This is a genomic window from Vibrio penaeicida (assembly GCF_002933855.1).
GTDB classification, from domain to species: domain Bacteria; phylum Pseudomonadota; class Gammaproteobacteria; order Enterobacterales; family Vibrionaceae; genus Vibrio; species Vibrio penaeicida_A.
In genome coordinates, this window is record NZ_BFAQ01000032.1 from 60,779 (window position 1) to 85,868 (window position 25,090).

21 protein-coding genes and 2 pseudogenes are annotated in these 25,090 nt (G+C 47.4%); 14 read left to right on the forward strand and 9 right to left on the reverse strand.

What is annotated here, in order from left to right:
- The first annotated feature begins 165 nt into the window (after positions 1-165).
- From VPNCDNU1_RS18920 to VPNCDNU1_RS18945, 6 genes are read left to right on the forward strand one after another with little or no spacing between them, the layout of a single operon-like run.
- Positions 166-1,083, forward strand: a complete 918-nt coding sequence (locus tag VPNCDNU1_RS18920) for an NAD(P)-dependent oxidoreductase (protein WP_104401860.1) — start codon at positions 166-168, stop codon at positions 1,081-1,083.
- Positions 1,080-2,618 carry an aldehyde dehydrogenase family protein gene (locus VPNCDNU1_RS18925; RefSeq protein ID WP_104401774.1) on the forward strand — a complete coding sequence of 513 codons (1,539 nt, stop codon included), beginning with the start codon at positions 1,080-1,082 and terminating at the stop codon, positions 2,616-2,618. The genes VPNCDNU1_RS18920 and VPNCDNU1_RS18925 overlap by 4 nt, the downstream gene beginning before the upstream one ends.
- A 15-nt stretch (positions 2,619-2,633) precedes the next feature.
- Positions 2,634-3,398 (forward strand): serine O-acetyltransferase, encoded by a 765-nt coding sequence (locus tag VPNCDNU1_RS18930; RefSeq protein ID WP_104401775.1) that lies wholly within the window; start codon positions 2,634-2,636, stop codon positions 3,396-3,398.
- On the forward strand, positions 3,398-4,291 hold the full coding sequence (locus VPNCDNU1_RS18935; RefSeq protein WP_104401776.1) for a VOC family protein: 894 nt from the start codon (positions 3,398-3,400) through the stop codon (positions 4,289-4,291). The genes VPNCDNU1_RS18930 and VPNCDNU1_RS18935 overlap by 1 nt, the downstream gene beginning before the upstream one ends.
- A gap of 2 nt (positions 4,292-4,293) precedes the next feature.
- On the forward strand, positions 4,294-5,499 hold the full coding sequence (locus VPNCDNU1_RS18940; RefSeq protein WP_104401777.1) for a M20 aminoacylase family protein: 1,206 nt from the start codon (positions 4,294-4,296) through the stop codon (positions 5,497-5,499).
- Positions 5,500-5,503: 4 nt separating this feature from the next.
- The gene (locus VPNCDNU1_RS18945) at positions 5,504-6,403 is read left to right on the forward strand and encodes a LysR family transcriptional regulator (RefSeq protein ID WP_104401778.1); all 900 of its coding nucleotides are present in this window, start codon (positions 5,504-5,506) and stop codon (positions 6,401-6,403) included.
- 1 nt (position 6,404) lies between these two features.
- Here the strand turns inward: VPNCDNU1_RS18945 and VPNCDNU1_RS18950 are convergent, their stop codons facing one another.
- Positions 6,405-7,136 (reverse strand): SDR family oxidoreductase, encoded by a 732-nt coding sequence (locus tag VPNCDNU1_RS18950; RefSeq protein ID WP_104401779.1) that lies wholly within the window; start codon positions 7,134-7,136, stop codon positions 6,405-6,407.
- A gap of 314 nt (positions 7,137-7,450) precedes the next feature.
- Between VPNCDNU1_RS18950 and VPNCDNU1_RS18955 the strand changes: the two genes are divergently transcribed.
- The 3 genes from VPNCDNU1_RS18955 to VPNCDNU1_RS18965 all read left to right on the forward strand — a co-directional run bounded on the left by VPNCDNU1_RS18955 (position 7,451) and on the right by VPNCDNU1_RS18965 (position 9,758).
- On the forward strand, positions 7,451-8,377 hold the full coding sequence (locus VPNCDNU1_RS18955; RefSeq protein WP_104401780.1) for a histone deacetylase family protein: 927 nt from the start codon (positions 7,451-7,453) through the stop codon (positions 8,375-8,377).
- On the forward strand, positions 8,377-8,865 hold the full coding sequence (locus VPNCDNU1_RS18960) for an NUDIX domain-containing protein (RefSeq protein WP_104401781.1): 489 nt from the start codon (positions 8,377-8,379) through the stop codon (positions 8,863-8,865). Before VPNCDNU1_RS18955 ends, VPNCDNU1_RS18960 begins: the two co-directional genes overlap by 1 nt.
- A 137-nt stretch (positions 8,866-9,002) precedes the next feature.
- Positions 9,003-9,758 carry an IclR family transcriptional regulator gene (locus VPNCDNU1_RS18965; RefSeq protein WP_104401782.1) on the forward strand — a complete coding sequence of 252 codons (756 nt, stop codon included), beginning with the start codon at positions 9,003-9,005 and terminating at the stop codon, positions 9,756-9,758.
- Here VPNCDNU1_RS18965 and serC read toward each other — a convergent pair.
- Positions 9,730-10,872: a 3-phosphoserine/phosphohydroxythreonine transaminase gene (gene serC, locus VPNCDNU1_RS18970; protein ID WP_104401783.1), complete on the reverse strand. Its 1,143-nt coding sequence runs from the start codon at positions 10,870-10,872 to the stop codon at positions 9,730-9,732. The genes VPNCDNU1_RS18965 and serC overlap by 29 nt on opposite strands.
- A gap of 199 nt (positions 10,873-11,071) precedes the next feature.
- Between serC and VPNCDNU1_RS18975 the strand changes: the two genes are divergently transcribed.
- Both VPNCDNU1_RS18975 and VPNCDNU1_RS18980 read left to right on the forward strand, forming a co-directional pair.
- Positions 11,072-11,314 carry a hypothetical protein gene (locus VPNCDNU1_RS18975; RefSeq protein WP_104401784.1) on the forward strand — a complete coding sequence of 81 codons (243 nt, stop codon included), beginning with the start codon at positions 11,072-11,074 and terminating at the stop codon, positions 11,312-11,314.
- A 42-nt stretch (positions 11,315-11,356) separates the two neighbouring features.
- Complete coding sequence (locus VPNCDNU1_RS18980) at positions 11,357-12,046, forward strand: MOSC domain-containing protein (RefSeq protein WP_104401861.1); 690 nt, start codon at positions 11,357-11,359, stop codon at positions 12,044-12,046.
- An 80-nt stretch (positions 12,047-12,126) separates the two neighbouring features.
- On the opposite strand, the gene VPNCDNU1_RS18985 is transcribed toward VPNCDNU1_RS18980, so the two are convergent.
- Positions 12,127-12,852: a glutamine amidotransferase-related protein gene (locus VPNCDNU1_RS18985; protein WP_104401785.1), complete on the reverse strand. Its 726-nt coding sequence runs from the start codon at positions 12,850-12,852 to the stop codon at positions 12,127-12,129.
- 74 nt (positions 12,853-12,926) lie between these two features.
- Between VPNCDNU1_RS18985 and VPNCDNU1_RS18990 the strand changes: the two genes are divergently transcribed.
- Positions 12,927-13,766 (forward strand): AraC family transcriptional regulator, encoded by an 840-nt coding sequence (locus VPNCDNU1_RS18990; RefSeq protein ID WP_104401862.1) that lies wholly within the window; start codon positions 12,927-12,929, stop codon positions 13,764-13,766.
- Between the two features lie 493 nt (positions 13,767-14,259).
- On the opposite strand, the pseudogene VPNCDNU1_RS19000 reads toward VPNCDNU1_RS18990, so the two are convergent.
- The 5 genes and pseudogenes from VPNCDNU1_RS19000 to VPNCDNU1_RS28855 form a co-directional block, all read right to left on the reverse strand.
- Positions 14,260-14,994 (reverse strand): annotated as a pseudogene (locus tag VPNCDNU1_RS19000) (NUDIX domain-containing protein); the annotation flags it as partial.
- 328 nt (positions 14,995-15,322) lie between these two features.
- A pseudogene (locus tag VPNCDNU1_RS29330) lies at positions 15,323-15,564 on the reverse strand (hypothetical protein).
- Positions 15,512-15,985 (reverse strand): hypothetical protein, encoded by a 474-nt coding sequence (locus VPNCDNU1_RS19010; RefSeq protein ID WP_174715159.1) that lies wholly within the window; start codon positions 15,983-15,985, stop codon positions 15,512-15,514. The pseudogene VPNCDNU1_RS29330 and the gene VPNCDNU1_RS19010 overlap by 53 nt, the downstream one beginning before the upstream one ends.
- On the reverse strand, positions 15,982-16,749 hold the full coding sequence (locus VPNCDNU1_RS19015; RefSeq protein WP_104401786.1) for a hypothetical protein: 768 nt from the start codon (positions 16,747-16,749) through the stop codon (positions 15,982-15,984). Before VPNCDNU1_RS19015 ends, VPNCDNU1_RS19010 begins: the two co-directional genes overlap by 4 nt.
- 371 nt (positions 16,750-17,120) lie before the next feature.
- A complete protein-coding gene (locus tag VPNCDNU1_RS28855) occupies positions 17,121-17,291 on the reverse strand; it encodes a hypothetical protein (RefSeq protein WP_022591530.1) in 171 nt (56 codons plus the stop codon).
- Between the two features lie 241 nt (positions 17,292-17,532).
- Between VPNCDNU1_RS28855 and VPNCDNU1_RS19020 the strand changes: the two genes are divergently transcribed.
- A complete protein-coding gene (locus VPNCDNU1_RS19020) occupies positions 17,533-18,456 on the forward strand; it encodes a WYL domain-containing protein (RefSeq protein ID WP_104401787.1) in 924 nt (307 codons plus the stop codon).
- Positions 18,457-18,600: 144 nt separating this feature from the next.
- Positions 18,601-18,792 (forward strand): hypothetical protein, encoded by a 192-nt coding sequence (locus VPNCDNU1_RS19025; RefSeq protein WP_104401788.1) that lies wholly within the window; start codon positions 18,601-18,603, stop codon positions 18,790-18,792.
- A gap of 29 nt (positions 18,793-18,821) precedes the next feature.
- Here the strand turns inward: VPNCDNU1_RS19025 and VPNCDNU1_RS19030 are convergent, their stop codons facing one another.
- A complete protein-coding gene (locus tag VPNCDNU1_RS19030; protein ID WP_167404836.1) occupies positions 18,822-24,899 on the reverse strand; it encodes a TcdA/TcdB pore-forming domain-containing protein in 6,078 nt (2,025 codons plus the stop codon).
- Positions 24,900-25,090: the final 191 nt, after the last annotated feature.

Consider the following 25,090-nt stretch of genomic DNA (forward strand, 5'->3'; position numbering starts at 1 on the left):
GCCTCTTATTTTTTATCTCTCCCCATTTACCTTCAAAATCCTCCTTCCATATTCGTATAATTCTATGTTGCCAAAATTAGAACAATAAAGTCTCTTTGTTGTCATTCTTCACTTTCTTATCTTTGTCTACTATGACTCTATTGAGTGTTAATGGAATGTGACGAAATGAAAGAGCAACAGACGAAAAATCAAAACACAAAAACGCAGCAAGCCATCGGTATTGTCGGGTTAGGCAGTATGGGGCATGGCATGGCGACGACACTCCTTCGCGAAGGGTTTATGGTTTATGGGCTGGACCCTTCTTTAGAGCAGCAGCAAGCCGCTGAATCACTAGGCGTTAAGGTGGTGCCGGATACTGAATCCCTTTGCCTTGCAGTCGACAACATTCTTCTCTCTCTACCCACAGCAAAACACGTGCAATCCGTTATCGAAGGGGAAGGCGGCATTATCGAGCACGCCAAACCCAACACATTAATTATGGACACCACCACATCGGAGCCCGATGTTACCCGCTGTTTAGCCGAAAAACTTAACAGGCTTGGGCACCAAATGCTGGACTGCCCACTCAGTGGCGGTGCGGCAGGCGCTTCTGCGGGGACCATGGTGATTTTGGTGGGAGGTGCGCCAGAAGCACTCACAAGAGCAACGCCATTTTTGAATGCGTTGAGCGCAAAAACCGTGCACCTTGGCAAATCGGGTAGCGGGCATGTTGCCAAGCTAGTGAATAACCTCCTGTGTGCAGCGCATTTGGTCACCACAGCAGAAGCTATTACCTTGGGTGTGAAAGCGGGGTTGGATCCGGAGCTTCTGATTGATGGGCTCAATGCAGGCTCAGGAAGAAGTGCGATCAGCGAGGTGAATTTCCCTAGATGGGTTCTGAATGAAAGCTTCGATTCCGGTTTCACTGCTCAGTTGATGCGAAAAGATTTAGGGTTAGCCAAACAACTTATAGAAGAATGCCAGCTCTCACTTCCAGTATCGGAAGATGTCACTCAGATTTGGTCAGACAGCAAAGACACCGTTTCAGGCTCAGAAGACTTTAATCGCATTGTCGATTACGTGCGCAAGGAGGCAAACTCATGAAAGTGGATGTCGAAAACCATGGCGAACAGCAAGTTGAATCATTGTTGAACACGCTTTTAGGCTCAAGCACGTTCGGAAGTTGGGTAAATGGCCGTCTAGTTGAAGGCGATGGAGAAGAGCTTTTTTTAACCAACCCAGCCACAGCAGGGCGTTTTCTTAGCTATAAAGACGCAGGAGAATCGTTGGTTGATCAGGCCGCCGAAGCCGCGGTTGCGGCGCAAAAAAGCTGGTGGAAAAAAACAGCACCAGAAAGAGCGCGAGCCATGTGGAAATGTGGTGATGCCATTCGACAATCGGGAGACGATCTCGCTTGGTTAGAATCGATTTCAGCAGGAAAACCAATTCGAGATTGCCGCGTTGAAGTGGCGAAAGTCGCTGAAATGTTTGAGTACTATGCAGGTTGGTGCGACAAGCTAACGGGCGATGTGATTCCGGTTCCGACCAGCCATTTAAACTATACGCGTCATGAACCTTATGGCGTAGTGACTCAAATTACCCCTTGGAATGCCCCCATTTTTACAGGCGGTTGGCAGATCGCCCCTGCGATATGCGCAGGAAATGCTGTCCTAATTAAACCGAGCGAGCTAACGCCATTAAGCACAACGGTTCTCGTGAAGTTAATTGAAAGCGCAGGTATTCCCAAAGGGTTAGTGAACGTCATCAATGGATTGGGGCAAACAACAGGCGCAGCCGCGATTGCGCATAACGCGACGAAGAAAGTGGTGTTTGTCGGTTCACCGAATACGGGCAGCATTATTGCTTCTACCGCGGCCCAGCGAGTGATTCCTTGCGTATTAGAACTTGGGGGGAAGTCTGCCAATATTGTGTTTGATGATGCCGACATCGACCGCGCTGTGATTGGCGCTCAAGCGGCGGTATTTTCCGCAGCAGGGCAAAGTTGTGTATCGGGTTCACGCTTATTAGTGCAAAAAGGCATCTATGATCAGGTTGTAGAAAGGCTTGCATCTGCCGCGAAGAAAATCACCCAAGGGTTGCCGTGGGAAGAAAGCACGATGGTGGGTCCTATTAACAATCAACCGCAGTTTTCTCATATTCAAAACTTGGTTCAGGAAGGAATTGCAGGCGGTGCTGAAGTCGCAGCTGGTGGCAACCACGCAAATATTGCAGGTGGAGAGCAAGGATATTTTTATTCTCCGACAATTTTAGCTAATGTAAACAATGATATGTCCGTCGCACAGCAAGAGATATTTGGTCCTGTGGTGTCCGTTATACCGTTTGATGATGAAGAACAAGCGGTTTCTATCGCGAATGACACCAAGTTTGGGTTAGCGGGGGCAGTGTGGACAAAAGATGTGGGTCTCGCACACCGCATGGCATCGCAGGTTAACGCTGGCACCTTTTGGGTCAACAGTTATAAGGCAATCAATGTGATGTCGCCATTTGGTGGGTTCGGAGACAGCGGGTATGGACGTTCTAGCGGATACGATGGATTAAAAGAATACACGCAGACCAAAAGCGTGTGGGTTGAAACCGCAAAGGAACCGAGTATGGCATTCGGGTACTCGGTAGAGTAGCAAAGGAGTAAGCAAATGTACGATTACCAAAGAACAATAGACAAAGCGCGCCTGTGGCAATCCATTCAAGGAGAAGCGTTCGAAGTGATGCAGCAAATGCCATTGCTCGCGGGCTTTTATCAAAGACACATCCTTGAAAGACGCAGCTTCAATGACGCACTTTGTTCTGTTCTAGCGGAAAAACTCAAGGATGAACAAAGCGGTGCAGAAAAATGGCACGACTTTTTAAGCGAACAATTATTGCGATCTGGTGACATCGCCAAGTCAGCGATGCAAGATTTGCTTTGCCAATTAGAAAGCAATGCCAGCATTAAAGACCATTCCACACCGCTACTCTACTTTGGTGGTTACCAAGCATTGCAGTGTTACCGATTTGCCCATTACTGCTGGCACAACAACATGCAGCCTATGGCGCTCTATATTCAAGCGAAAGTGGCTAGCGTGTTTGGTATTGATATCCACCCAGCCGCACAAATTGGCAGCGGTATTTTTCTTGATCACGCAGTTGGTATCGTAATCGGTGAAACGGCGGTAGTTGAAGACGACGTAACCATATTCCAAAGCGTCACCTTGGGTGGCACAGGTAAAGGGCAGGGCGACAGACACCCTAAAATCCGAAAAGGCGCGTTTATTGGCGCAGGCGCGGTGATATTCGGGAACATCGAAGTGGGTGAAAATGCCAAAGTGGCAGGTGGCGCGGTAGTTGTAAAACCTGTTGAAGCCAATACAACGGTGGCGAGTTCGTTCTCTACGCCGATCGGTCATCCAAGGAACCAATAATGAGCAACAATCACCTAGGGATCGATCACCCTCTGGTTGCTGTGAAAGACATGGACAAAGCCTGTGAAGATTTCGCTAGGCTAGGATTCTTTATCAACCCAAGGCATCACCACCCTTGGGGAACAGATAACCACTTGTTGATGTTTCCTGAAAACTTCATTGAAGTGATCAGCATTTACGATCGCAGCACGTTGGATATGAAAAACGAACGCGGTTTTGCGTTTGGTCGATTCATCAGTAATTCGATAGAAAGACGTGAAGGGATCTCTTTGGTTGCCTTGCACAGTGAAGATGCTCGCCAAGACCATCAGTTGATGGAGGAACGTGGCGTTGAGAACAACGGGATAGTCGATTTTAGGCGTGTAGCGCATCGCCCCGACGGCTCGGAAGAAGAAGCGGTTGTTTCATTGGTCATGCTGATCAATTCTGAAACGCCCTCTATTTCGCATTTTTTCTGCCATCAGCACAAACCAGAGCTGGTGTGGGTAGAAGATTGGATGAACCACCCTAATGGCGCAAATGGCATTACCTGCGTAACGTACATTGCGCATGACCCAAGTGATCTCGAAGCGCGGTTCAGCGGTATTTATGGTGAAGCAGCCGCGGATTTGCAAGAGGGCTACTTGAAGGTGCAAACCGACAGAGGAATATTTGAAGTCGTGTCTCCGGACATTGCACGCGCTCGGTTCTCTGGTATCGATTTGCTCATAGATGAGCAAGAACTCCCCACTGGCGTCGCGATTCGGGTGAGTACCACCTCGATGGATAAAGCGAAAAAACATTTGAACAAAAATGGTGTGGATTACGTCCAAACAGAAGAAGGCGGGGTCAGAATTCCTGCCCACTACGCAGGCAACACAATCATTGAAATCTACCCAGAAGGGGCGAAGTAAATATGAAGTTAGAATTGCCCATTGGAGAGGATTTACAGCAAGACATGCAGGCGTGGAGGCGTGACATACACGCTCACCCTGAAACCGCGTACGAAGAACACAGAACGTCAGAAAAAGTCGCAGCATTGCTGGAAAGCTTTGGTCTTGACGTACACCGCGGTTTAGCGGGAACTGGGGTTGTTGCAACAGTAAAAGGAAAGTTAGCGAGTTCACAAGCGAATGATTCAGAAGTAAATGAATCAAAAGCAATAGGGCTAAGAGCAGACATGGATGCTTTAAACCTAACCGAACTCAATGACGTTGATTATTGCTCAAAACGCAAAGGAAAAATGCATGCCTGTGGTCACGATGGTCACACAGCCATGCTACTCGGTGCCGCGAAATACTTATCTGAAAACCGAGATTTCGCGGGCACGGTCGTTTTGATATTTCAGCCAGCAGAAGAAGGGGAAGCGGGCGGTCAAGCCATGGTCGAACAGGGCTTGTTTGAACAGTTTCCCGTGGATGCGGTGTACGGCATGCACAATTGGCCTGGGCTAGAAAAAGGAAAATTTGCCGTCCATAGCAGCGCTGTGATGGCTTCCATGGATTTATTCGATATCTCCATTACCGGTAAAGGCTGCCATGCGGCGATGCCACATCTTGGTGTTGATCCTGTGGTGATTGCCGGCCAGCTTATCTCATCACTACAAAGTATTGTCGGACGTACACTTAGCTCGTTGGAGTCGGGTGTAGTAAGCATCACTAAGATGCAAGGGGGAGAAGCCTACAACGTCATCCCAGACAGTGTAACGCTATCTGGCACTTGCCGAGCTTTCTCACCCGAGGTGCAAGAGCTACTGGAATCCCGCATTCGCACTCAAGTTCATCACATTTGTGAAGCCTATGGTGCGAATGGAGAAGTCGACTATCGCCGTATGTATCCACCAACTATCAATGTGCCAGAGTATGCCGAAAGGTGTTCAAAGGTCGCAGAATCTTTGGTCGGGGCAGAAAACGTGAAGCACTGCATGGCACCTAGCATGGGCGCTGAGGATTTTGCTTTTATGTTGCAGGAAAAGCCAGGTGCGTACATATGGGTCGGTAACGGTGTGGGCGAAGAAAGCGCAGAATTGCACAACCCACATTACGATTTTAATGACGACATCCTTTCGCTTGGGGCAAGCTATTGGGTTGAGCTTGTACACGCTCAATTGAAACCGGAATAACCGTTTGAACCCAATTAACGAAAAGCGCGTGGCGTATTTTTATGAAGCCGTGATGTTAGGGACGATTCGTGCTGCGGCAGACAAGCTCAATGTTGCTCCTTCCGCGGTGAGCCGTCAGATTTCAATGCTGGAAGAAGAGCTCGGCTGCGTGCTGATAGAGCGCCACCGTAAAGGCGTTGCAACAACCGATGCTGGGGGTATTGTCCTAAAATATTACCGCGAATCCATATCAAACCAAGAAGCGTGCCTAACCAGTTTAGAGTCGCTCCATGGTTTACAAAGCGGCCATATAAAGTTGGCTGTTGGAGAAGGGTTTATTGGCGATTTGATGTCGGGACCTTTACCTCAATTTCAGGCTCAGTATCCCGAGCTTACCTTTTCCGTCACCTTGGGCGGTTCGAACGATGTGATTCGCAAAGTCGAGCAAGATGAAGTGCACATTGGGTTGTTATTTCACCCAAGCAAACACCCCAATATACGTTCTCAAAGTATTGTGCTTAAGCCCATTTGCGCGATTGTTCCCCCCGACCATCCACTTACAACGGTGGATACTCCCGTCACCTTAGAAACTTTGCTTGAGTACCCAATAGGTCTACAGGATGTGGACTATGGTGTACGTCAGTTAATTGGTATGGCGGAATTTCAGCAACGAATCCGATTCCACCCCAAACTAACCACCGACTCAATTGCGGTGCTTAAGCACTTCGTGCGTTCTGGAATGGGGGTTACCTTGTTGCCGGAGTTTGTAGTGGCAAGAGAAGTTGCAGACGGTCAGTTGGTTGCGATACCCATCGCGCACCCCATATTACAACAAGGAGAGGTGCACTTAATTACGCGGCTCGGTCGCCAGCTTTCAGAAGGACCGCAAAAGTTGGTTCAGCACTTAAAGCGCTGGCTAGGGTAAATCACCAAGGAATCGTATTACCTTGGTAGTCGTAGAACCCACCACTTTTTTCTGCATCAATAGATTCGATAACGTCGTAAAGCCCCTTTGCAGACTCTTCCGTTGAAATAAGCGCATTTGGCCCGCCCATTTCCGTTTGCACCCACCCAGGGTGAAGAGCAACAACATGGAAACCATGTGGGTGAAGATCGTTATGCAGGCTTTTCGCAACAGAGTTCACCGCCGCTTTGGATGAGCGATATAGATAGCCGCCGCCAGAGGTATTTTCTGCCATGCTGCCCACTTTAGACGAAATACATGCCACGGTTTTTCCCTGACCAGAGTTAAGATTCTCAAAGAACGCTTCCACCAACTTAAGTGGGGCAATACTGTTGATTTCGAACACCTTTCGCCACTCTTCCACATCGGTATTGCCAAACCCATACCCTTTAGGACCGTAGTAACCCGCATTGTTGATCAATAAATCCACGCTTCCTACGTTCTTGGTAAACGAGTTCTGAGCGCAAGAGTTCTTGATAAACGAGCTCTGGGCAAATTGATTCACAGTAGGGTAGTCGGTGACATCGAGCTCAACCGCCGTCAACGCCGTTTCATTTTGAGCAAGCGCGATAAGCTCTGCGGAATTCTTTGCGCTACGGTAAGTAGCCGTAACAGTCCAGCTTTGGAGTAAGTAATGTTTGACGAGCGCCAGACCGATTCCTCGGTTTGCGCCTGTAATAACGACATGTGGCATGAGTTTATCCCAACGTTTTTCACGAAATAAGAAGAGTAACGGCAAGCCAACTGCTAAAGCAAATCAAAGCGAATAAAATCATGGCAGCGAGCGCACCAAAGAGTGTGCCTGAGATAAGCATCAGATTTTTGTTCATATCCATTCCATAGAAAGTGACAAGACGTAGACGATAGTGGATTCTTTATTTCTTGTAAATGAGAATTATTATCCTTAATGGGAGCGGTGTATACTGCAAGTTTTGCGTCTATAGAACCTAGTAACTAGAGTGGGCTAAGGTATATACTTCTTCCAAACATCTTCACAACGATTTATTAATGATTCCGGTTATTTATCACCCGATCTATTCAGAGCTCTCTCTTCCACCGAAACATCGATACCCGATCACCAAATACCGCAGGTTGTACGAAAACGTGGTTCAAACGCGTGAACACGATGCGCAGTGGCGTGAGGTGTTAGCGTTTGTGGAACCATGCGCGCTTAACGTAGACCAAGTGGTGGCGGTGCACGATGAAGAATACATTCGGTTGTTATTTTCCGGAGAAATGCCTGCAGCAAAAATGCGTCGCATCGGATTTCCTTGGAGTGAACAACTGATCACCCGAACCCTAACTTCGGCAGGGGGCACGGTAGAAACGGCAAAGCAAGCGATTGAACACGGTATCGCGCTGCATTTGAGTGGTGGATACCATCACGCACACAAAGATTTTGGCAGCGGCTTTTGCCTGATCAACGATTTGGTTTTGGCAGCGCATGAAGCACTGAGCCACGAACACATTGATAAAGTTTTGATAATCGATGCCGACGTTCACCACGGCGATGGCACGGCAACCCTATGTGAAGATAGAAGCGATATTATTACGCTGTCATTTCATTGTGCGAAAAACTTCCCAGCCAGAAAACCAACATCGGATATGGACGTGCCACTTGCCCGTGAAATCGGAGACGAGGAATTTCTTTCAAGTTTTAAGCAAGTGGTTGAGATGGCGATCAATATTCACCAGCCGGATTTGATCATTTATGACGCAGGCGTAGATATTCATACCGATGATGAACTAGGCTATTTATTGGTGAGCACAGAAGGCATTTATCAACGTGATCACTATATGTTTTCAATAGCAAAAAATGCCGGTATTCCCATTGCCTCCGTAGTGGGCGGCGGTTACCGAACCGAGCATCAGGACTTGGTTCCCATTCACAGGCTGCTTATTCAAGCCGCCATTAGCGTGTTTAAGGATGATTGATGGAACACAGAATCCGAGCTGCAGGCATTCTTATCGAAGATGACAAGATTCTCCTAGTGAGAGTGAAAGACCACACTGGGGTGTATTGGATCCCACCCGGTGGAGGAATGGAAAATGAAGATTCCACCACCAAAGACGCGTTGCGCAGAGAGTTTCGAGAAGAGACAAACTTGCGAGTTAAAGTGGGTGATTTGATTTGTGTGCGAGAGTTTCAAGAGCAGCACCCATTACGTTATCACGCCGAGTTTTTTTACTTGATAGAGAGTTATGAGGGAGAACCAAGTAAGGAAAACCTGATAGGTCTTAACGATCAGGAATACATTCAAGATGTCGAGTGGGTAAGGCTGGATACCATTAAAAACCTAAGAGTTTATCCAGCGGAATTGAAAAACTCACTCATTGAAGATGCCCTCAACAAACGCTTCAGCACTCACCTTGGCAGCTATGTTCAAGGGGAAAACGAATCTAAAAACTGGCTTGAGGCGTAAACCAATGTTCCGGTGCCTCGGTGAATGCCGAGGCTTTTGTTTGCTCTTGCCTTTACACTCAGCGTTGTAAAACGCCCATCTCGCGGTAGTATGTACCTCGTCCAATCCTTCTTTCGAGTACGCCCAGAAGACACACTATGGAAAAGAAAAACCAAGGCATTCAGTCCGTTGAGCAAGCGTTCGACATCATCGATTTTTTTGCCGATCAAAAACACGCCATTTCGCTGAGCGATGCCGCAGGGCAGTTGGAGATGTCCAAAAGCAAACTGCACAAATATCTGGCGAGCTTGCTAAGAGTTGGCGTAGTGGTGCAAGACGATGCGGGGAATTACCTTCATGGTTCTAAGTTGCTGGAACTGGGCGCAAAAATCCTTGGTAGAACCGACATCATTCAAACCTGTGAACCGTTTCTTCATGCACTAAGGCAAAGCAGCCAGCAAGCGGCGGCATTGGCAGTTTGGACACCCCACGGCCCAATGATTGTTCGTTTTCTCGATCACCCTTCACCTGTGTCGGTGAATTTCAAAATCGGCTTTTACGCCCCTGTCACCAGCAGCGCGGTTGGGCGTTGCTTCGCAGCCAATCTGCCGGTATCGGCATTTGAAGTTCTCGCCAAGAATGAACTGGGCGACAATTCACAGCATTGGCAAGCTTTTACTGAAAGCTGCGAGCAGATTAAAGCCGATTTTGTCTCGGTTCGAGAAGAGGTAAACCCTGTGATCCCCGGTGCTAAAGCCGTCGCCGCCCCTATTTTTGACGCCGTCGGGCAAATTGCAGCCAGCCTAATCCTTATTGGTTTTGACAGCTCTGAAACCGTAGAACAAAGCAGCCTAGATTTGATCAGCAATGCAGCGCGAGACATCTCTAAGCAGTTGGGGTACTTGTCGAACTAACCGCAGAGTGCACACGCTGCGTGTGCTCTATTTCGAACGCTTTCATAAAATGGATTAACGCCTCCACACCTTCATAAGGCATCGCGTTATAGATGGAGGCGCGAATGCCTCCGGTCACTTTATGCCCCTTCAATCCTTTCAGCCCCGCCTGATGAGCGCGATCTAAAAACCGTTGTTCCGTTTTGGGGCAGGTAATCCGAAACGTCACGTTCATGATTGAACGGTAATCTGGGTGAATGTCATTGATGTACAAGTCGGATTCATCAATACATCGGTATAAGGTGCTGGCTTTTGCCTGATTTCGCGCAAACAGTGCCGACACGCCACCTTGTTGTTCCACCCACTTCAGCACTTCTCCACATAAATACCAAGCAAACGTAGGCGGCGTATTTGCCATCGATTGCTGCTCTACCTGACGGCGATAATCTAGAATTTTAGGAATGTTGTGGCGATCCGCTCGGATCAAATCCTTTCTGACAATAGTGATCGCCAACCCAGAAGGGCCAATGTTCTTCTGAGTACCGGCGTAAATTAAACCGTAACGGGAAACATCGATAGGGCGAGAGAGAATGGAAGATGACATGTCCGCCACAATCGGCAACTTCGTTTCAGGCAGTGCGTGATATTCCATACCATTGACGGTTTCATTAGGGCAGACAAACACAAACTGGGCGCTCGAGTCGATGTGCCAGTCTTGCTCTGGGGAAATGGCATGCTTACCTTCTCGAATACAGGTAACATCCAGCTTGCGAGGCAGGCAGAACTTTCTCGCTTCTTCGTAAGCACCGCTTGCCCAGTGCCCATACACCAAAAAGTCGGCTCTTTGTTTGCTCGCCGATTCACGCTGGTCGATCAAATTCAATGGCACAGCCGAGAACTGACCGCTGCCACCGCCGTGAGAAAACAGCACATGGTAGTCGTCGGGAATCGACATCAATGCCCGCAGCCTCGCTTCGGTCTCTTCCCTGATACCTGTAAACTCATCACTTTGGTGGCTGAACTCCATTACAGACATGCCCGTATGATGCCAATCCAACAATTCGCTTTGTGCTTTTACCAACACATCACTTGGCAGCATCGCCGGCCCCGCCGAGAAACTGTATACCTTTCCCATCTCAATTCCACCTCACAAATTCCTGTGTTTCTTATTGGCTAAAAAATGTTCACGCGTTTCCTAAAATCGCTAGTTGTACACTATTGGTGAATAACGTATCCTAATATTAAATATTGAGCAATAACTTACTAAGAGAATTCTTAACCGTCGGTTCCGCCCAAAGTGCACAACGGTTTCTTGGTCAGAAATAGGAGAAGCAATGAGATATCGCGTGGACATTTCCCAAAACAACACAGCGCTTTTTTCCATTCAAATCGAAGCGTTAAGCGAGGCTGGCTGTAAAGAAAAGCTCGCAATAGCACTGGCGGGTTTCCCTATTTCAGAAGGGTTTGAACGGCAGGTATTTGTGTCCGACAGTGAGGAGCGCCTCTTAAAAAGCACGAGTTCACGCCTTGAGGTATTGGCGATCAATCCGGTGTTTCAGCCGCTAGGGTTGATGTAATTCCACTCTGTAGCTCTGGAAAAATGGATGGAGGGAAAAGCCATGCGCAAAGTAGGAACCGTCACATCGTTGTTGATGGGTAAAGTCAGCTCGATTGCAGAAGGGGTCAGCAGCGGAATCGACAAACATCCGGTTGAAGGCCGCTACTGGGTGAACGAGCTGGGGATAGAAGGCGACGAACAAGCCGACAAACGTTATCACGGCGGCGTGGAAAAAGCGCTTCACGCCTATGCCAGCGAACATTACGAACGCTGGGTAGCCAAACTCGGTGATGCGCCTAGGTTCCATCAAATTGGGGCGTTTGGAGAGAATTTAAGTACAAAAGGGCTGGATGAAGACACCATCTGCTTAGGCGACATTTACCAAATTGGTGAATGCTTGGTAGAAGTTTCTCAAGGAAGAATGCCGTGCTGGAAGCTGAATGTCCGCTTTGACCGCCCTGATATGTCTCTTTTGCTGCAAGAAACGTTATGGACAGGTTGTTATTTTCGGATTTTGCGAGAAGGTCATATCGAAGCAGGTGACGACATCTACTTAACGGAACGTCCTTTTCCGGAATGGCCGCTGTCTAAAGTCACTGGTTTGATTTTTACAGGCTGTATGGAAGAACAAACCCTTCAGTCACTATTGAATGCTCCTTTGGTGGATTCATGGAGAAAGCTGGTGGAACGTCGCTTATCGACCGGAAAACTCGAAGATTGGAGATATCGGCTTTACGGAGCACCAAAGTAAGACCATCAGAAGTACGGGCGCCTCGCACTGCTGTGGTGTCAGAGTGTTACTGTTATGGGCTCAATGAGGGATCAGCCTCGCTACGCTTTCGTTGCTTGATACATGGCGACAAGCCCATCTAAGAACTGCCCGAGTAAGGCATTCATATGTTGAGTGAGCATGGCTTTGATCTCGCTTGGGGATTGCACAAACGGTTTGCCTTTCAACGTATTCAGATCTTGTTGGCTGTTTTCAATCAGCGCTTCGAACTGTTCTGGCACAAATTCCAGATGGCATTGAAACCCATACACCAGATCGCCATAGCGAACGATTTGCCTTGGGCAACCTTGGCTCGCAGCAAGCACTTTTGCATCGGCAGTCAGCCCCGGCATATCGCCATGCCAGTGCCCGACCTGTTCTTCTAGGCTAAAGCCAGCAAATAAAGGGTCTTTAATGCCTTCTGGGGTGAGTTGAATTGGGAAACTGCCGATTTCGGGTTCTGGGCTGGTTTGATGTTTTCCTCCTAACGCTTCGCCAATTAACTGCGCCCCTAAGCATACACCTACCACAGGCTTGCCCGATTCAACAGTGTGCAGGATAAGCGAACGCTCTTTGTTGGCATCAAAATGGGCGCATTCTTGAGTTGTGGTCGCGGGGTTTTGAGGGCCACCAAGCACCACCAATAAGTCGAACGCGTCACTGTTCGTGGGCAGCGCGTCGCCAAGGTAAAGCTTGGAATAATGGGTGGTAAATTGGTTGTCTTTGGCCCACGTTCCGAAGTAGCCTTCACTTTCAAAATATTCGTGGATGATAAAATGCACGTTCATAGATTGTCTCCTTTAAGTTACAGAACAATCTTAGTGGTGGAAGACCAAAGCCGATAAGGATAGCCAGACACATGATGACGCCAACCCGACAAGACGTTTCCATTAACCAAGTCATAAAGGTTCGGCAGCATAGCGTGGCACTGTTCAAACGCATCTCGATGGAAAAAGGTTACGTGGATGCGTGGCATGGGCACGACTGGCATCAGGTAATTTTTCCGCTAAAAGGCTTACTGCAAACCCAAACCGAACACGCTCGATTTTTGGTTCCACACACCTCGATTTTGTTTGTGCCAGCAGGGGTAGAGCACGAATCCGTAGCGCTCAGCGACACCCAGTTTATTGGTATTTACCTCAATCCTGCGCGGCTAAACCCAGGGTATTCAGAACCAGACATAAAATGCCCAACCGAGGTTCAGGCGGTGTCGCTTTCTCCGTTTTTGCGCCACTTGCTGCTTGAGATAGAGCGTTTTTGTGAGAAACCAGAATCAGACGGCATACTGCGCAATTTGGTTGCGGTATTAAACGACCAATTTTCCCTAGGGGAACCCTTTCAGTTTAAAACGATGTTGCCTCGTGACAGGCGGCTTAAAACCATATTTGAACGCTTAAACGAAACGCCAGCGCAAAACCAGACACTGGCAGAGTGGGGGGAAGAAGTGGGCGCGTCGGAAAGAACTTTGTCTCGCTTGTTCGCCAGCGAATTCAGCATGTCGTTTGCCTTATGGCGTCAGCATATCCGAATGGTGCACTCCCTTGCGCTGCTGGATAACGATCTGTCTATCCAAGCAGTAGCGAGCCAAATCGGGTATGAGAACGACTCTTCCTACATTAAAACCTTCAAAGGCATGTTTGGCATTACCCCCAATCAATACAAAAAGCGCGTGCTGGATGAAGATCCGCTATTTGCCGAGTAAGCGCCCGCTATTTCGCCTCGCCTTATTTCACCTGAGCAAACTTCAAGTAGGAATGCAGCTCGCCGTTTTTGTGCTCAATCGCAGAATGAATATTGTGGTCTTGATTGCCGACAATGGTGAACTGATAGGTGTTATCGCCCTTGGTAATGCCGACTTCCAATAACCCATGTTCCAGCCGCCATGTGCCTTGGGTTTGGAAACGGTCGAACAATCGAAACTCGTCTAACGTGCCGTTTTCATGAAACATCACTTCGGTAATGTAGCCGCCCGTGCAGGTTTTTATCCAGCGGGTATTCGCCACATCTTGGTTCGTTAAACCACGCTTGGATTCAAGCCAGTTTTGGAATGGTTCACTGTTCAGAGCATCGGCATTGATTTCGGACTGTTCAACCAGCTCCCCTTGGGCTTCACGGAGAAACAATTGTTGTAAAACAGGCATCAGATTCAATGCTGGCTCGGCATTCAGCGTGAGCGGTGGATGAACCGCACTGCTGGTTTGAGCAAAGAAAGTCTCTTGTTTTTTGTGCCTGCCAGTATTGCCTGTCAATTCCACCAGTGCCAATCCGTCTTGATTGAGGAGTGCGCCGACCATTTGGCGATTAAACGGATAGCTGATTTCGTCTTGTAAAAACTCATTCACCGGAACCCATTTCGCTTCGGCAATTTCATCGACATCCTGAATGTTGATGGTTTCATCCGTCGCCGTCAGTTTGCAGATGATGTACATATTGGACTTACCAAACTGAAACGGGTGCTTAGTAGTAATACCCAAAATGGACTCAAATTCTGCCGTCACCCCTGTTTCTTCCCACACCTCTCGCACCACTGATTCTCCAATAGGCTCACCCAGTTCCACATGCCCGCCAGGCAGTTTGTAACCCTTCATGCCGTGTTCTTTGATCAGCAAAATCTCTTGCTGGTCGTTTTGGATCAGAGCACCAGCGCCCACGGTGTGGGTAGGAATAAAGGGCACAAAAGTATCAGGCTTAGGTTTGTGAATCAGGGTGATCGTGCGTTCTTCACAGTTGTGAAAGGTAAAACCCTGCGCTGTCGCTTCGCCAATAAGGTGAGATTGCTCAATGGGTAGGGTTAACCAAATCAGGTTTTTGCGGTTATCTGTGGCATAGCCAAGCACCTCGCGCAGCTCACTGGCAAACGCGGCATTGCTATTAGGAACAGTTTCGGCAGAAAGGATGATGCCATTGAAGTTATCGAGCTCGAAGTCCAAAGAATTTCCTTATTGAGGCAGACGTTATTATTGATATAACTCTAAAGTGCCTGAAATGGGGGAGAAATCCTAGAGGGGAGGGTGAAAAAGCCGCTGGGTCTAGCGGCTTCTTGATTTGGTTTTGGGCATTTATGAGTTACGACTTTTGGGGTAATCTAATTTTTCGGATTATTCCAAGTATTGCAAATATGCGGCCAGCCTACGTGCAATTAGCCAAATTTCTTTATCAACTACAGTTGTAAAACTTCCAATATAGAGAGCCATTTACCTAAGTCTCTACAACTATGCGCATTCTGTCTTAGCCAAAGTAACAAGCCACAGTTCTTGACTAACCTCTTTTTAACTCGCTTGGCAGAAAAGCGTTTATCTCAGCATCTGAGAAAGTCATATCCTCTTTTTTCTGCAAGGCATCCTGGGCTTTTGTATATGCCTTGAAATTAGTGCTTGGTGAACCTACGTATATTGAATGTAAGTCGCCCACCAGCCTATCTCTTCTTCCTGCACCTGTTGTAGAGGTTTACTCCCAGCCCTGAGGTCTGTTAACAGAGACAAGTATTTTTCTCTTATCAACCATCACAGACTCCGCTTTTTCCAATGGCACTATGAGCTCACGGCGCTTCGCCTCAATCTCATCAGTCGCAACAAGCGCCCACTCTTTCACACCATTCAACTGAGCGAGCCTATTGGGTTTATCCACGGCAACAAAATCTTCGACTTGATTGTCATAAACCACTTTCCCCTGCGCCATTTCAATCAGCATTCCTTCAACTATCCAGTCTTCCAACAAAGCAGGCCCCCATTCGTTGTATAGATAGTCTTCGCGCTGTTTTTTGAGGACAGCGATATGTAGACGAACTAAGTCCACATTAGCCTGTTCCACATGAGTCATGTCCTTATCCACTTTGTAGGACAGCTCTACTACTTCTTTGGGTATCGATGCCGAGCAAGCTGATAGAAGCAAAGAAAACATGACTATCCATAATGACTTCATATTGCTTCTCCTATAAAGATGATGATCTGGGCGTTCACAGCATCAAAATTAAGTAGATACAGCGGCATTGCCAATGCTATGACCATCACACCTATCTTTTGAAGATTGTTTAGGAACCTCTGCTCCGCAGATGTTATTCGAATCGCATGAGACGCGAACACCGTAAGGAACAAAGCCCCTGCTTGGGTTATCGCAGTTAAAATAATTTGGAAAGGGAGGTAATCCAAGCGAATAGCCTCGATATAAGCTTTTAATCCTTGCCCCTTTAACGCTTGAACGACACTGACGTAGTAAGGGGCTATGGGCGATTGATAGATGGAATAAAGAATGTAAAACAGAACACCATAGGCTAGGGTCTTAATAAATTTTGTGTTCTTGGATTCAAAATATCCGAGAGTGAAAGCGACATTAAAAAGAAGGAATAATAGGCTAAATCCGAGAGCCCACTCTCGATGGCGGATATAGAGAATAGCGGCGATTACCCCTAGTACTCCAAAGATGAACACCTCACCGTCGCCTTGCGACTTCGGGGGCTGACCACCGTTGTAATTATGGTTGTGATTGGTAACGTTGTTACCATGGCCAATCTGGATATTACTATCATCGCTAGCCGATATCGTACCGCTATTCGAGACTTTAACATGGCTCTTTGACGGCCCCTCGCCCCTGCGAGAATCTGCGTTAAGTATTTTTGTCCAAACAATGCCAGCGATCGGGCCAATGAGAACCGCAAGCACGATTGGATCTGTCAGTAGATCTAACATAGGTATTGTACCTTTCTATAGGGCGGGTAACCCCGCCAAACTAAATTGATGTCACTTATCTTGGGTATGAACGTTTATGCTTACAAACGTATTCGAGTCGGCCGAAACGGCGACGGACATACGCGCAAACATCAACGAGTTTTGGTCGGATACTCATGAGAGATTCCTCCATACTTCTTAACAAAGAGGGAACTCAACGATTGAAGTGAATGCTATAGAAAGGTAATATCGCAATTCTCACCGAGCGATTGGGTTTCTATAGAGACCTGAGACCTCTTAGTGTTGGGTCTTGTAATCGATCACGCAAATGACGACTACATTTCACTTCACTAGTAAAAAGGCACTTTTAGTATTTTACTGAAAGTGCCCTTTTATTTTTCTTTGCGAACGCCTTTGAATGGCGTGCCATCTTGCTTCACACCCATAAAACGTCCTGTATTCGCATCACGCTTTACCCAATGACCCGAAGGTGTTTGAGTTTGTGAACGTTCGCGAACCATACCATGACGACGGTTATCGCCTGTTTTTCCGTTAGTTGCCATTCGATCCTCCTACAAATTCAAATAAAGTATCTTGGGGCAAGGCTATCTAGCATTGACCACACATATTACTATGCCATAAAAATTGAGCATCGATCAACCAAAAGTTAAAATTTTAATCTTGATGGATTAATTTTTTAACTATAAAGGACTAATTATTGTTAATCAGACTCATAATTAAGATCTTTTTTTTGCTATGCTATGGTTAAATTTAGTTCGCAATAAACTGAAAGAGACATACAGAATGTACACTATAAATGACTTAATAGAAGAAACCGGTAACCAACCAAGAGCGGTGCGACTCGCGTTTATCGACTTTAAGGTTAGATTTAGTGGAAGAATTTATAGAACAGAAATAGTAGATGAATTTGGTGTATCTGAGCCTTTAGCAACAAAAGACCTTAATGAGTATAAGCAGCTTACTCAACAAAATAATATTCACCCGAAGTCTCATCAGATCGAACTCGATACTTATTCCCCTTTGGTTGCTATAGATGCCCGTAAGGCCCTCGAAATGCATTTTGAAGGTTTCTGTCGCCATAAGCTACATAATCACGAATCCCCGTATTATAAACGAGCTTGTGATTTGAAGACCGATTTGGATCCAGATTCAGTAGCTGTAATTACTAGGGCTATTACAGACAAAAAACGTGTTGTAGGAGAATACATATCTGCTAATAGTCATAATCGTAACATCCGCACATTGGAGCCCTCTACAGTTTTCTTTGATGGTTTAAACTGGGTTTTTCGAGCTAAAGATATTAAAGAAGACCCTCATCTTTCAATATTCAAAAGTTTCCATTTTTCGCGTTTTGAAAACATAACGCATACTAACGAGGAGTCACTATCATCAGTTAATGATGATAATGAGTGGAATACACTGATCCCGATCCAATTGAGTCTGCACCCCAATCTCGATGATAAAGGAAAAGAAGCTATTCGTATCGAGTTTGGAATGGGTAACAATGAAGACTTGGTAGTGGTTGAAAAAGCCGTATTTGCATGGTCATTGCTAGAAAGGTGGGCAGTTGACTCAGGGACAACTCCTTGTAAAGTTCCTACGGAAGCGAACAGGTTCAATTTCTACTTAAAGAACGCTGATATGTTGCGACACGTAAATAGTGTAGAACGAATGATGCATGACTATGTGATAAAAACTGAAATGTAGATGAGTACTGTCTGAGATATACTCCCAACACGACCACAGATGCGCTGAAAACCTAATGGCGTAGCACCCAGCCCACCGTTTGCGTCTTTTCTGGACTGGGCAATCACGGGATACTGATTTATCAACTCAATCGGATAAGTTTGAGTGGGGCAAATTCAGGTTAACAAGGTATTAATTAGTAAAAGCACTAACAAGAAATGGGGCAAAAATAAGTTACCAAACGCGTGCTCGCATACTGAAAAAGAAAAGCTGGCTGATGTTATTAAATTTGTTATAGAAGAGGCACAAGAAGCGGCTAAAGCATCAGCTGATGCTAGTGATTTGAGTGAGTGTTAAGCCCGCCGATTTGGCGGGCTTTTGAGTGGTTATGGGGTGTTCGAGGTGACGACGTCACTATAACTGACAACGTAACCGACCTGCCCTGAGAGTTGGTCGACTTGATTTAAGATACCTTCAAGACGCTTCCCTCCAATACTCATGTTTCTTTGCGCGGCTTGATCCGCATTTTGGATCAGAATGCCAGTGTTAGACTGAGGATCGTAAAGAGCCAAAGCATCGCCTCTGCGTTGAAGAATCACACGGGTTGCGTTAGCGAATGGCAAGTCGAGTTTTCCATTGTTTCCTCTAGGAACAATCACGATTTCCTCATAATGACCGAGCGCATCTTGATCAATCCGATAATGGTAATTTTCGGCGCTGCCGCTCCAAACCACATTATGGATACCCGTGATTTGTGGTAACTCACCACTGGTTGTTCCTTTTGCTCCCTGAAGCACCAAACTGTGGCCGGATTCGGTCACGGCAGTGGCATACTGACCCAGTGACTTGAGTGAATCGATGATCGCGTTTGGCGCAGAGCTGTAGAGGCTTTGAGCATCACTGTCGTAAATGTAATGGTTTCCTCTTTTCCCTTGACCTAGATAGTTCAAGACGTGCGACGTGTCCAAGTTAGGGGCTGTGATCAATTGCCCCTCGCTAGGCAGATACCAAGACGCTTCCAAACCGAGCAATCGGACGGGTTGTGGCTGCTCGTAGATACCACTCATCGCCTGAATACCCGCAGGAATATTCTGATGTGCTTGTTGCCATTGCTCTGTTACACCACGAAGTATCGGTTTGTCTCCACGAGTTGCGTTAGCGCTCAGTTCAACGATGACGCCATCTTTGGTGGTGATCTCTATAGATTCTCCTTGCTGACGAACTTTAAGGATATTTCCTTCCATTGTTGGGAACAGATCGGCATCTGGTGCTTGAACCTGAACAACCAACTCTTCGTTTAGCATGCCATCGTGCTCAAGCACTGCCTGACGATATAAACTGGCGTCATCTTGATTGAAGATCCACGCGTGTTTTTGGTCCGCGGTCAGGCCAAGCAAAGTTAAAGACTTTCCAGCCAGGTTTCTACCCGCCTGTATGAGACGTGCGGATTGCGTGTCGTACCAGATACTGGTGGCTTGAAGCGTGTTGTTAATGTCTCTTTCTTTGGCACCCAATATCACCAATTGGCTCAGTTTTGCATCGTGAGTATCGCTAATATCATGCAAGCGAGCTAAAAGTTGAGTCCGGTTTGCCTTAACCCATTCTTCCGTTACACCAGCGAGTAGCGGTTTTTTATCAGCGAGCCACAGAGTGTTGTCTTTCGCGAACGCGAATAAGTGGGCTTTGTCGTTGGCGACTTTTTCAACGCCACCTACGGAGCTCGGCAAACTCAGCACCGTAGCCGCCTCGTTTCTGCCTGTCTGGTGATACACGGTTTTTTGATCATGAGAGTAAAAGTAGTAACTTTCACTCGCTTTACCTTGGTTTTCCACCAGCGCAAGTATCAGGTCTTTGGGGTGACTGGTCACATTGGCTTTCACCACACCGCGTTTACCCGCTTGTTCCTCCAATGCCCAGAATCGATGGTTCTGATCCTGATGCGTCGCCGAAATGGAAATCACCTCTCCCAAGGTTGCATCAATCCATTGATTCGCTCCTAAGTCCACTTGCCCACCAACACCAGTGTTTTGGGTTTTAAATAGCTGACCCGTAGGGATATCGTTCCCCAAACCGCCGGACGTCAGTGTTGTAATGGTCTCAGTATCACCATTGATATCCACCAACTGCAAAGTGCGTTCATCCAGCACATACGTCCATGTGGCTTTTTGACCTGACTGGGTTGATTGTTCTACCGCCCAGTACAATCGCTGGTTTTCTTGCCAAACGCGGCTGGTGGTTGCGCCCTGAGCGTGATCCCAGCCGAAGGCACGGTACTGAGCGAGAATGGTGGATTGATTCACGTCGACCAACCAGACTTCACTGCCCTTATTAAACCACGCGAGATCACCGTTTATTGCGACCAGCTGTGCCTGAGCGAGAAAGTCCGCGTGAGCTGGGGCAGGGGTGTAAACAAAGCGCTTTTTATCAACTTGATAGAACGCTTGGCCTACTGCTTGTTGCTGACCTTGTGGCGTAAAGTTTTCTACGGCGACAAAGTCACTTTCAAGGTGATGTTTGTCGACTTCAGATTGAATATGCTGATGCAATTGATCCGCATTAGCCCATTGAGAGGCATTTTCTGATGAAAGTACCGCCTTTGTATTGGCTCTGTCTATCGTGGATACTTCCTCACGATTACCGATCACCAAAATTTGCCCAAGGTCGGCGCTGCGAAGATTGACTCGGATGCCGCCAACCGTTAAGTGATCACTGGCGACTTGAATGTCACTTGCTGGCAACTGGCGAGCGTCTAGGATCCAGCGTGTTCCGGCTTGTGTTTGAGGCTCGACTTCAAGCGACAGTGTTGCTCCTGGCTGAAGGTTGACTCGGTATTCGCCACCTTTGCCTTTCAGAACATAGTTCAGCTTGCCTTTTAGCTCTTTACCCAGTTTGCGCATTAGAATTTGACGATTTTGTGCGCCTAAGTTGATAGTGACGTCTGTGTTCACGTATTTCTGGGTAATTCGGGTAAGGATGAACTCCGACGGGAATGCATAGAAATCGAAGTCGAATCGACCATCAACCTCTAAACGACGAATCACATCGAACCCTGCGTCGTGTCGGGTGGTTGCACCTGGCAATGCCGTATATGTTGAATACCCAATGTAAGATTTAGGTGTTGCAGGCAATACAAGTGCACCTTCGGTTGAGGTGAGGGTTGCGTGGTTCCCGTATCCTATGCCCTCACGAACGTTGATTGCTTGATCTTCCTTCCTGACGATTCTGGGTTGATCCCCTATCCAGAAGAAGTAGTTGATTGCCCCAGAACCTGTGCTTCCATGATGGGTTCTGTAAATGTACTGACTGTCGAAGGTAATCTGTTTCGACTCTAAATCGAGCTGAGCGATCACTGCGCCATCTTTAGGCTGAAGGAGCTGATACGATGCACCATCACCTAACGTTTTGTTCACGTGGGCATAACCGCCTTCACGATAGGCTGTGTCCACCAAGGCAAAGTATTGACCTACACCTTGGGCTTTTTGTGCCACTTCTCCAAAACCTTGCGCCAATGCGGTGAAACCAATACCCAATCCGCCTAGAATGACACCCGCACCCCCAATGACCGCAGAGGCCGTGCTTGCGCCAGCGATGCCTGCTCCTATGCCGACGGCACTGGTGACTAACGACGCAGAGTCAAATGCTAGCTGGGTACCAAAAACGGCTTTTTGAACTTCATTCTGAGCGTGTGCCAGTTCGTACGAATCCAGAACTACAGAGGCCAACCCTAAACCAATGCCGACTGCGGTGTTAGCCACATGGCTCACTGCCGAAAGCGTTGATTTGGTGACACTTTGCCCTTCTTGCAGAGCAGTACGATATAGGCTGACCAGCTTTGCGGCATCCATGACGGTACCATGCGCAATTTGCGTCAGGTTGATGTAGGTATGAACCTTAAGTGCTTTGCTTAGCCCGTTTGGCAGTGAATCATTTGCGGCGGCGGTACGACTGTGATTGTTGAACCACGTGAGTATGGTTTGCACGGCAAATGCTGCATTCAGCCCATCGACATGCTCCACGTCGCTGATGTTCGCGCGGCGGATCAGCTCACCTTCGCTATAACGGTAGTTTTCTTTTAGGCGTCCCAGTGACTCTTCAAAGTGCTGTTTAAACTTCCAGATTCGGTCATCGGGTGTGATCAGCTCTCTTGTCAGGTTGTCTTCGGCATGAACCAGAGGTATGGCATAGTTGCCGTCTTGCGTGCGTTTCATGTTTTCGAAAACGGGAACCCAGTCGTGCGATAGGTTGTTGGTTCGATATAAGTCATCGGCTGCTTCTAAGAATCCTTGCGCTAAGTTCGCGCCTTCCAGTACGCTCAGTGCCGATTGTAATTTAAGATCGGCTGATACCGCGTCACTGGTATATGCCAACCGAGCAGCGTTGTTTGATGCGCTTATGTTTGCAGCACGTTTAGAAGGGAGGGCCAAATCTTGGACATCAAAGCCAGTCGCAAGCCGAACTCTAGCCATCTGATCCGTATCGATTACCCGCATCTCGAATTCCGGGTTTTTCTCGATACCCATTGCTTGGTAATAACGCGCAAACTTATGTTTAAGTAAGTGCGCTCTCAATGCGTTGCGCATGGCTTTGGGGGAATCGAAGTTAAATACCGCGAAGTTCGGGTCGTAGAAGAAGTAACGATCACGTCCTTCTGACATCTGTTTGCCGACAAGCATACTGTGTCTAGCGGTGTTCATGAGCATGAATTTACTTCCACCGTCAGTCAGAGGTGTCGCCGCCAAATTGTCCGTAATCGCTCGGATGTTCAGCCGGCCAATGTCGTTCTCGGCGTATCTCGCGTCGGTATTGGCATGCAGAGCCCCAATCGTTTGGTAGACAGTGTTAGCCGAGGAAGAGCCTGCGCTGGCGGCGGAATCATACAAAGACGAAGAAAAGTCCCGCGCTCCCATCTCTCCATTCTGAGCAATGGCAGTAGACATGATACGAGAGAGTGGTAAGCAGCGACCCGGACCACAAGATAATACAAAATCTTGTGGGAGAAGCTGAGTAACTTTGGCGCCGCTTGCGGTCATGTACTCACTCACCTTCGCCGCTTGATTCAACGCGATATTTCTCGTCTCGTCGCGGAATTTGTTTTCTATGTGCTTGACCAGCGCCCCTTTTTGTCTGAGGTCCAGAGGCTGAGTGTCGTCCAGCAGTAAATCTATCATGTTCAAAGAAGTCATGTCGCCAATGGGAACCGGAAGCTCAACAGTCGTATGGTTGGCCACACCAAACTGGTAACGTTCACCTCGTTGACCCTTAAGATTTTCAAAAACCCGCTTTTGTGTATTGAATTTTTCGATGAGACGCTGATTAGGATTGGTTTTCAAATTGACGTCGATCCCAACGATAGCATCTATGCCTTCCAGCTTCTTTTTCTCAAGCCATATCCATAGACGGTCGGTATCGACACTTTTTTCGATACTGCCCAGAAACTCTTCTTCGTAATAGGCTTTGGTGGTGTTTATCAATTCAAGCTTTTTCTCAATCTCTTGCTTTTGCGTCCCTGTAGCGCCTCGAAGTTGTGCGAACAATGCGTCTTTTTGTTGAATGGCAGGCGCGAGTTCTTTTTTCACTTCTTCTCTCAACTGGTTTCTGAACGCTTCCCACTCCGTGAGTGCAGGGTTTTCATCCACTTTGACTGTGCTGTCTTTTGTGTAAGCGCCGTCCTGCGGGACTCTCGTCACTTTTATGCCAAGTCTTTTCGCATCTTGAATGAGGTGGTTCTGCGCGTTAATGCGTTCTTGGTTAAAGGTGTGAATGCGGGCTTGATCATCAGGAACTTGAGGTCGCTGAATCACCGCTTCTCCTTCTTTTCCAGTTCGTTTAACCCACGTGAAGTTGCCTTTGTCGTCGAGGATCTGTTTTTGTTTCTGAAGCATTAACTGCCATTCGCCATCTTTGACAATCAAGTAAGCTCCGGCGATTTGTTCGGTGGATTTTTTGCCTTCGTAATCGGCATAATCGACCGACATCACGACGTTGTCGTAGAGAACAGAGCTTCCCACACGGCCGTCATGAAAAACACGGTAGTGGGTGTCATTTAGCTCGGTCACGACCACGGAACACCCGGTTAAAGAGCCGGTGAGCATGAGTGTTCCCTCAGTGGCATTCTTAGGAATGTCCACATACGCTGGAACAGGATTAGAACGACCATTAAACCCAAGGAAATAGGCGCTGGTTGTGTCTGCGCCAGTGGATTCTGAATATCTAAGTTTGAATCCTCCAGTGGCAGGTTCCAGCCTGACGTTGCCTTGTGTCGGCAAGCCGCCGTTTTTCACTAGTTCAATCACATCAACTGTGTGCTGATTTAAAAACTCTCGCGGTGACCGAGTAAAACTGGTGATCGCTTCGGTGGTATCTGAAGCCGCTACAGGTAACGGCATGGCATAGACATCGGGCAGGCTAACGATTTGCGCTCCCAACAACGAAGAGATGAGTACAGTCAAAAATTTCTTTTGCATTTTGTCTCCAGAGGAACAATTAAGTAAGTTCAGTTGTGCAAAGTGGGTATCAGTAACCGCTAAATTAAGCCTCATTTCTTCCATTTTATTGCTCGGCAAAAATTACCCCTGAGCGCATTACAAATGAGAATATTCAGGTATGAGCACCACTGCTACGTACCTATTGAAAATCAGCAAACGCAGTAATAACC

Coding starts and splice junctions, on each gene's coding strand:
- VPNCDNU1_RS19030 (WP_167404836.1), bottom strand. CDS start 24,899: ATGCAAAAGAAATTTTTGACTGTACTCATCTCTTCGTTGTTGGGAGCG.
- VPNCDNU1_RS18950 (WP_104401779.1), bottom strand. CDS start 7,136: ATGCCACATGTCGTTATTACAGGCGCAAACCGAGGAATCGGTCTGGCG.
- VPNCDNU1_RS18975 (WP_104401784.1), top strand. CDS start 11,072: ATGAGATATCGCGTGGACATTTCCCAAAACAACACAGCGCTTTTTTCC.
- serC (WP_104401783.1), bottom strand. CDS start 10,872: ATGGGAAAGGTATACAGTTTCTCGGCGGGGCCGGCGATGCTGCCAAGT.
- VPNCDNU1_RS18920 (WP_104401860.1), top strand. CDS start 166: ATGAAAGAGCAACAGACGAAAAATCAAAACACAAAAACGCAGCAAGCC.
- VPNCDNU1_RS28855 (WP_022591530.1), bottom strand. CDS start 17,291: ATGGCAACTAACGGAAAAACAGGCGATAACCGTCGTCATGGTATGGTT.
- VPNCDNU1_RS18935 (WP_104401776.1), top strand. CDS start 3,398: ATGAGCAACAATCACCTAGGGATCGATCACCCTCTGGTTGCTGTGAAA.
- VPNCDNU1_RS18985 (WP_104401785.1), bottom strand. CDS start 12,852: ATGAACGTGCATTTTATCATCCACGAATATTTTGAAAGTGAAGGCTAC.
- VPNCDNU1_RS18925 (WP_104401774.1), top strand. CDS start 1,080: ATGAAAGTGGATGTCGAAAACCATGGCGAACAGCAAGTTGAATCATTG.
- VPNCDNU1_RS19010 (WP_174715159.1), bottom strand. CDS start 15,985: ATGAAGTCATTATGGATAGTCATGTTTTCTTTGCTTCTATCAGCTTGC.
- VPNCDNU1_RS18955 (WP_104401780.1), top strand. CDS start 7,451: ATGATTCCGGTTATTTATCACCCGATCTATTCAGAGCTCTCTCTTCCA.
- VPNCDNU1_RS18980 (WP_104401861.1), top strand. CDS start 11,357: ATGCGCAAAGTAGGAACCGTCACATCGTTGTTGATGGGTAAAGTCAGC.
- VPNCDNU1_RS18990 (WP_104401862.1), top strand. CDS start 12,927: ATGACGCCAACCCGACAAGACGTTTCCATTAACCAAGTCATAAAGGTT.
- VPNCDNU1_RS19020 (WP_104401787.1), top strand. CDS start 17,533: ATGTACACTATAAATGACTTAATAGAAGAAACCGGTAACCAACCAAGA.
- VPNCDNU1_RS18940 (WP_104401777.1), top strand. CDS start 4,294: ATGAAGTTAGAATTGCCCATTGGAGAGGATTTACAGCAAGACATGCAG.
- VPNCDNU1_RS18960 (WP_104401781.1), top strand. CDS start 8,377: ATGGAACACAGAATCCGAGCTGCAGGCATTCTTATCGAAGATGACAAG.
- VPNCDNU1_RS18930 (WP_104401775.1), top strand. CDS start 2,634: ATGTACGATTACCAAAGAACAATAGACAAAGCGCGCCTGTGGCAATCC.
- VPNCDNU1_RS18965 (WP_104401782.1), top strand. CDS start 9,003: ATGGAAAAGAAAAACCAAGGCATTCAGTCCGTTGAGCAAGCGTTCGAC.
- VPNCDNU1_RS19015 (WP_104401786.1), bottom strand. CDS start 16,749: ATGTTAGATCTACTGACAGATCCAATCGTGCTTGCGGTTCTCATTGGC.